Origin of the sequence: Novosphingobium album (ex Liu et al. 2023) (assembly GCF_029076845.1) — a bacterium.
Classification (GTDB): Bacteria; Pseudomonadota; Alphaproteobacteria; order Sphingomonadales; family Sphingomonadaceae; genus Novosphingobium.
Map to the genome: position 1 here is coordinate 1 of NZ_JARESE010000003.1, position 7,362 is coordinate 7,362.

The 7,362-nt window shown below is 56.6% G+C and carries 5 protein-coding genes; all 5 read right to left on the bottom strand.

All coding sequences use genetic code 11. The annotated features are described in order from the left end of the window. The coding region (locus PYV00_RS02015; RefSeq protein ID WP_275226587.1) for an RHS repeat-associated core domain-containing protein at positions 1 to 895 on the bottom strand (895 nt) is incomplete at its 3' end. A gap of 60 nt (positions 896 to 955) precedes the next feature. Further along, positions 956 to 1,303 (bottom strand): hypothetical protein, encoded by a 348-nt coding sequence (locus PYV00_RS02020; protein ID WP_275226588.1) that lies wholly within the window; start codon positions 1,301 to 1,303, stop codon positions 956 to 958. 14 nt (positions 1,304 to 1,317) lie between these two features. Next, complete coding sequence (locus tag PYV00_RS02025) at positions 1,318 to 4,053, bottom strand: RHS repeat-associated core domain-containing protein (RefSeq protein ID WP_275226589.1); 2,736 nt, start codon at positions 4,051 to 4,053, stop codon at positions 1,318 to 1,320. Next, positions 4,050 to 5,798, bottom strand: a complete 1,749-nt coding sequence (locus PYV00_RS02030) for a hypothetical protein (protein ID WP_275226590.1) — start codon at positions 5,796 to 5,798, stop codon at positions 4,050 to 4,052. The genes PYV00_RS02025 and PYV00_RS02030 overlap by 4 nt, the downstream gene beginning before the upstream one ends. A 429-nt stretch (positions 5,799 to 6,227) precedes the next feature. After that, the gene (locus tag PYV00_RS02040) at positions 6,228 to 6,617 is read right to left on the bottom strand and encodes a hypothetical protein (RefSeq protein ID WP_275226591.1); all 390 of its coding nucleotides are present in this window, start codon (positions 6,615 to 6,617) and stop codon (positions 6,228 to 6,230) included. Positions 6,618 to 7,362: the final 745 nt, after the last annotated feature.

Genomic DNA, 7,362 nt, shown 5'->3' on the forward strand with positions numbered 1-7,362 from the left:
CTTCTGCATTTGAAAGGGTTCGGCGGCAGATCTCTTTGCTGGCCCGATAATCATGCCCACTTTGCGGCGTGGAGCCCACCCCCTTGCTCGAACCATCCGCGGTGGCATTTGCGACCTGATCGACAGGTGCGGAAATCGAGGAAGAATACATGCTGCAATTCCCCGAGCAACTGAGGAATGCGGGGGTATGTCCCGGGATGATGGAGCCTGTCGCGGTGCCACTCGGGTCGGTTCCATTGATGGGATCATTACCGACATAGGCATAGAGGTTGAACTGGTCCTGGTAGCCCACGGGATCGGTCTGGAGGAACCGTCCCAGTTTGGGGGCGTAGACGCGGGCCTTGTAATAGTAGAGACCCAGCCCCGGCAGGATGATCTGCCCGGTGAAGCCGAACCGGCCCAGGTTGGCCGCCGCCGGCGTGCCCCATGGGTCGTAGCTGTTGGCCGCCAGGCTGTTGCCACCGCTGTCCGTCACCGCGACGATGCTGCCCTGGTGATCGGCCCGCATCTCGCGCCGGGTGGCGAACGAGGTGCCCTCGTACCACAGGATCGGCTCGTCCACCCCCGGCCCATGCACATAGCGCCGCTGCAGCGTGCCCGCCCCGTCGTATTCGGCGACGAGGGCATCGCCATCGTAGAGGAACCGCGTCGTCGTCGAACCCGACACCACCGTGCCCAGCCGGCCCAGCGGATCGTAGGTCAGGCTCGTGCTCGAAATCCCCGTCCCGCTCGCGCTCGTCAGCCGGTTCTCGACGTCGTAGCCGTAAGTGATGCCGTCATAGGTCAGCAGGTTGCCGTTGTCGTCATACGTCGCGGAAGACGTCCCGGAAATCTCCACCATCAGCTTGGAGGAGGAGGCGTCGTTACACCCGGTAATTTCATGGAAAATTGGCACTGTATGCCAAAAATACCATGAAATAAATTTGAAAAACTATTCCCATTTATCGTCTCGAATTCAAATTTTATCCATAAATGATAAACATTTCTTCGATAGTTTTCTAATTAAATCCCATTCATCATCGTTTTTTAGGCCGTAAATCGTCCAAAATTTACTATTTCCAGGCAGGCTTTTCCGCTCAAAAATTTTATCTATGGCGGACAATAGTTCCATTATAACTTTATGATTGTCATCAATTGCTTTAAATGATCTATAAGCACAGTAATAATCTTCAAATTGTAGGGCAATTTCATCAATATTAACCAGATCATCGTTTTTATTATTTTCAGACAGCAACCCTATTTTCGTCAGGTAGGCAACCTGATCACTGAATTTGAGGGACAGCACCCTGATCACTTCTTCCATATTGGAATTTTTATTTACCATCTTCCGCTCGAACGGATAATGTCGCTCGTACCGTTTTCGCCATTTGAAACTCTCCAATATGGTTCTGGGCCGTGGCGGCCATTCCCGGGCTGCCATCTAATCACGCGCCCTGTATAATCGCGCCCGCCCCACTCTCGGAGCGCCCAGCCTTTACCCGCATTGTCCCCTCGGAAATTGCGAGTCCAAACCCAACCATCTGGATTGCCGATCCTTGATCTAAGCGCATCGAGCGAAACGTTTCTCAGTACCTCTGGATTTTTCATAACATCCTCAACATTGGTTATTGCGCAAGAAGGGCATGTATCGCCTCCTAGCGATAAAATAAGTCCAAGAGTCGACGTAAGCTTCGTCCAAGCAGTGATATTGGGAGCTGGCGGGGGATCGTTCAAAGGTGGGCCGCCATTGTGGCCGATTCCTGGCTTCTGCGCTGATCCCGGCACACCTGCTCCAGCCGAGCTATCGTTCGAGTTCCCTGCGTTTACCGACGGAGGCGCGGGCGGCAAAATGCTTGTGCTATACATGCTACAATTCCCCGAGCAACTGAGGAATGCGGGGGTATGTCCCGGGATGATGGAGCCGGTCGCGGCGCCGGTCGGATCCGCCCCATTTATGGGATCATTGCCGACATAGGCGTAGAGGTTGAACTGGTCCTGGTAGCCGATGGGATCGGTCTGGAGGAACCGCCCCAGTTTGGGGGCGTAGACGCGGGCCTTGTAGTAGTAGAGACCCAGCCCCGGCAGGATGATCTGCCCGGTGAAGCCGAACCGGCCCAGGTTGGCCGCCGCCGGCGTGCCCCATGGGTCGTAGCTGTTGGCCGCCAGGCTGTTGCCGCCGCTGTCGTTCACCGCGACGATGCTGCCCTGGTGATCGGCCCGCATCTCGCGCCGGGTGGCGAACGAGGTGCCCTCGTACCACAGGATCGGCTCGTCCACCCCCGGCCCATGCACATAGCGCCGCAGCATCGTGCCCGCCCCGTCGTATTCGGCGACGAGGGCATCGCCATCGTAGAGGAACCGCGTCGTCGTCGAACCCGACACCACCGTGCCCAGCCGGCCCAGCGGATCGTAGGTCAGGCTCGTGCTCGAAATCCCCGTCCCGCTCGCGCTCGTCAGCCGGTTCTCGACGTCGTAGCCGTAAGTGATGCCGTCATAGGTCAGCAGGTTGCCGTTGTCGTCATACGTCGCGGAAGACGTCCCGGCGGTCGTGTACTGATTCAGGCCGTTCGCCACGTAACCGCGGTTGGCGTTGTAGAGCTCGTTGAAGACGTAGGCATCGTTGCTGATCGTGCGGGCGGTGATCTGGCTGGCCGCGTTGTAGGACGGCGCGCAGCTGCCGCCGGTCGTGCCCATGCAGAACGTCACGTCCCGCGCGGTGCCGACCAGATTGTGCGTCACCGAAGCCAGCCGCGAAATGGGATCGTACGCATAAGTGGTCGCCGTTCCGCCGGTGAGCGCGGTGCGCTCGCCCCGATTGTTGTACGTGATCGTCGCGCCCATCGAGCTGCCGCTTTGCTGGAGCGCGGTCATGCGGTTGAGCCCGTCGTAAGGGAACGTCACATACTGGCTATCCGGGAAAGTCAGCCGCTGGCGATTGCCGTTGGCGTCCCATTGATAAGAGAGAATGCGGTTGGTGCCGCCGACGTTGTTGGCGCTGCTCGTCTGGCGGCCGGCATTGTCGTAGACGCTGGTGATGCCCTGGCCACCGGTCGAGCCGAACCGGGCATAGAGTTGCAGTCCGCGAAAGTCGTAGCCGTAGTAGACATCGGCGGTGGTGCCGCCGGGAATGTCCTTGAGGGTCACGCGGTTCAGCGCATCGTAGGTATAGCCGATCGTGCGCGTGTCGCGCTTGCGCAGCGAGGTGCGATTGCCGTTGGCATCGTAGCCGTACTGTTCGTAGTCGGTCGTCGAGTTGGCGCCGGCCGTCGCCAGGGCGGTCGCCTGCGTCGCGGGATCAAAGGCGGTTGGCCGGGTCTTGGACGGGAAGTACCAATAGGTCTGGCGATCGTGGCCGTCGTAGACCAGCTTCGCGCGGTTGCCATTGGCGTCGACCACGTACTCATGCAGCCCATTGGCCGTGTAGCTGTAGGTGACCGTGGCCTGTTCCAGCGAAGTCGTCACGCCCGAGCGTTGCTGGATGATCTGCCCGACCGGGTCGTAGACATTCTTCGCTATGCGGTCAGGCCCATTGGCGCCAGCGGTGGATGCCGTGCAAGCACTGGTCGGAAGGCTGGAAAATACCGCCGGATTCATTCGCACAGCGGTGCATTGCAGCCGGCCGACGACGTCATAGCTGTATTGGGTAACCGTGAAAGGCGTGCCGCCGGAAGACGTGACTTCCTTGATCTTGCGATCCAGCAGATCATAAGTGATGTCGACGGTCTGGAAGATCGTGAAGCCGCTCCAGGCCGAGGGAGCGATGCTTTGGCTTTGCCATGCAGCCAGTTCACCTCGTTCAACCTTGATCAGCCGTCCGGCCACGTCATAGGTATTGCGCATGGCGCCAAACTTGATGCTTCCCACATCATCGGGATCGGGGGCGATCGTGCCCGTCAGCCGCCGCTCGAGATCATAGCGATAGCCCGTGGTGTAAGGCGATGCGCTCGTTTGCGCCCGCGCGGGAAGGTAGAGACACGCCTGAACACCAAGGGCGATCAATATCAGTACCCATCGCCACGGCATCCGCTTCGGAGCCGGATCAGCGCCCAATGCGATCGCGGAGTGATTGCTCATGGGCAGCTCCCCAGTCCAGCCTTTGGCTCGGTCTCGCTGATTTTGTTCCCGTAAGTGTCGTAGCTATAGCAGGTCCGCAGGTTTAGCTTGCCCGTACCCGCGTCGACCACCTTTCCGCGCAGCAGCAAATTGTCAGCGGTACCATTGGCGCCATATTCATAGTTGGTGACGATGACGGTAGCGCCGGTATCGCAGGTCGGTGTGCTGCTTCCCGCTACCGTCTGGCATGCGGTTTCCGACGTGACCACCCAAACCGGACTAGCGGCCGGCACCAACGTTCCGCCACTGTTTTTGATGTAAGCGTACTTCTGCGTGTAAGTGTAGAGCTTCAACGGGCGCGCCGCTCCCGTTGAGGGCGCGGGCTGCATCTCAGACTTGGTGCCGCCCCAGCTTTCGTAGGCATAGTCCGTCTGGTTGCCCTTAGGGTCTTTGATCCAGAGGGGCTTCGCGCAATTCTGATAGGTGCCAGGAGCAACGGTGCAGTTGCCATATCCGTACGTCTTGACCAAATCGGTCAGGCCCGTACCCGACTTGGCGACCAAGGTTTCCTTCGTGATGCCTCGAAAGGCGCCGTTGTATTCGGCCAGATATTTGTTGCCCTCCGGCATCGTTGCTTCGATGAGCATCGTGCCGTCGTGGTAATAGTCTCCCACATAGGTGAACAGCACGGAACCCTGGAAGCGATACTGCGTCACGTGGCCGTTCGCATCCGTCATCGTGTAGGGCGACGTCTTAGTGAAAGTGAAGCTGGTCGCCTTGCTGTCAGGATCGATTATGCCTCCCTCGCCACTTCCATCCGTCGTCGGAATGCCTTCGGGGTCGTTAATGGCGGGTGACCCAGGCGAGATACCCCAGTGGCTGCCGTCCGCCATGGTCTGGTCCGTCACGACATCGCCGACATAGCTCATCGACATCTTGCAGACCGAATACCCCGGCGGCTTCACACAGGTGACGCCGATATTGTTGTTGCCTGGATAGGTCGTGACTTGACCGGTTACGTCTGTGGCGCTCGTCAGAACCGCGTTTGCGTCGTAGGCATAGCTGACCTTGAGAGCGGCGCCCGAACAGGTCGATGAAACGGTCAGATAGGTCTGCGAAAGATTGAATCCACAAGCTGCCGAGACATCACCGGTGGCATTGTAATCGAAGACGATGGCGTATCCAGATGTGTCGGAGACAAGTTTAAGCTGGTTGCTGCCGTTATACGTGAAGGTCTGCACGCGGCCATTGGAGAAAGCTATCTGCGATATTCGCTTCGAATTCGCCACGCCTTGCCGGGAAATGGTACTTGAAAACGTGTAAACGTTCCCATCCCGATCGGTGTATAGATAGCTCCCGCCCGACCATGACGGTGATCCCCACCAGTTGAGCACGCCGGATCTTTCCGCGTCCAGATTCAGCGGGGGGAAAGGGCCTGTGTAGCTGGAATGTGTGTAGATACCGCTCGCCGTATTCCCGATATGAACAATAGGAAAATATTCTCCGAGCCTATAGCGTCCAGCCACGTAAATATCGAAGTTGTGACTCATATTCTTACCGACCAAGGGCCGATTAGGCTTTATGGCGCCTGTAATGTGATACCTTTCCAGCGTGAGCGGACCAATTGAGAGATCCCTTACGGAGTAGGCGAACGAACCGTCGGATACGTTGATGCCGCCCGGCGTTGTCGTATAGACTTTCGGCGGAATGATATCGTCGGCAAAAGCCATCTGGCCCGCCATTGTCCAGACGAAGGCCAGAGCCATGATGAGCCAATTCGATAAAGCGCGCCTTCGCATGTTTCGCCCCTCCAGGCTCAATTCGCCGGCAACAGAATAATCTGAAGTCCATTCAACGGCACAACGATCGCCTGGGATACGGAGCCGGTGACGACATAGATCGTGCGATTGCCGGCTGCGTCGTATCCAATGCTCATCTGTGCACCGTTGGCCACTGTCCCAGTTGTGCTAGTGGCCGTCAGTCGGCCCAACGCGTCATACGTGTAGGTCGTGGTGCTGGAGGCATGGGCGACGGATGCGAGAACTGAACCGAATAGCGTGCAAATAACCAATGCTAGCTTTCCCATACATTTCGCTCCGACGAAAATTGCCCAAGCCCGATGAAAACTGCACTGCCTCAACGGAGTGACTAATAGATCTCTAGAAAACTAGCACTCGGTTCGAAGCATACGATGTCTAGGGCGTGTCATTCATAATGCTGAGATTATATGGGTAATTGCTTTGAAATTGAGAGTTATTTTTATAACAATCCGCCGATGTCGAACCAGTCATAAGCAGCGTAATATTTTGCTTCTGAGCCTTGGTGGTCATAAGTGCGGCGAGAATTCCCTGGCATGCCGTGGGCGTGATCGTGACGGGGCTTCCATCGATCGTCGGTGTCCAGTTGCCTCCGAGGTTACACATTTGCCACCAACCAAAGCCCATATCGATCGCCACGATGCCCCCCGGCTGAATATCAAGATAAGTCACGGGACCCTGGCAAGCTATGTTCGCCCTAGCCATCGGGTCTCCCATCACTATGGAAAAGGCGCCAAGGATCGAAGCGCCTGATTTGAGCATCTTCATAAATTCTCCCCGTGCAACACCGACAACAAGCGACGACTTTGCGATTAGCGATATCAGAATGGAGGAAATTTCAATATTATGAAGGATTTGCGCGAAAATCTCCGCATGAAGTCTTGTCCATGGCCGGATCGTTTCTAAACATGGGAGCTGATTTGTAAGTATCAGTCACTAGATCATACCACCAGAAATCGAGTAAATTAGAACGCGTGGTGGTGGGAACCGCTACGACTTCCGGTCGCGGCGCCCCCAAGCCGCTTGAACGAAAGGTGGGAATTTTCTCACCGCGCCAAATCACAAAATCGCGCGCCAGGTCTGCCTTGGGAGAGGCGCGAACAAGTGACACTTTCTCGCCGCTTCCCGTTGGGAACGAACCGCTCTCGACATCCGAGGGACTGTCAGCACGCGCAATCGCCACGCCGCAAACGGTCTCTGTTGAAACTGCAGTGGCGCCGCAAACGAATGTCGACGTCACACCAGTGACAATGAACAGGCACACTGAATGGGACCGCATACATGTCTCCACCCATGTGGAAGCGTAATCTATAAACAGGTATGACAACCATTTCTCTAAGTAAAGTCACGGCAGTTAAGATGGTTGAGAGATTGGTCCAAATTGACCCCAATAATGGCGCGATATCTCTACAACGTCGATAATTTTTCCCTGAGTCGAAAAGGATTTTATACCAGCCTTCGCAGTGCCTGACTCACAGGGGATTCCCAATGCGGTGAAAATCTGAATCTATGT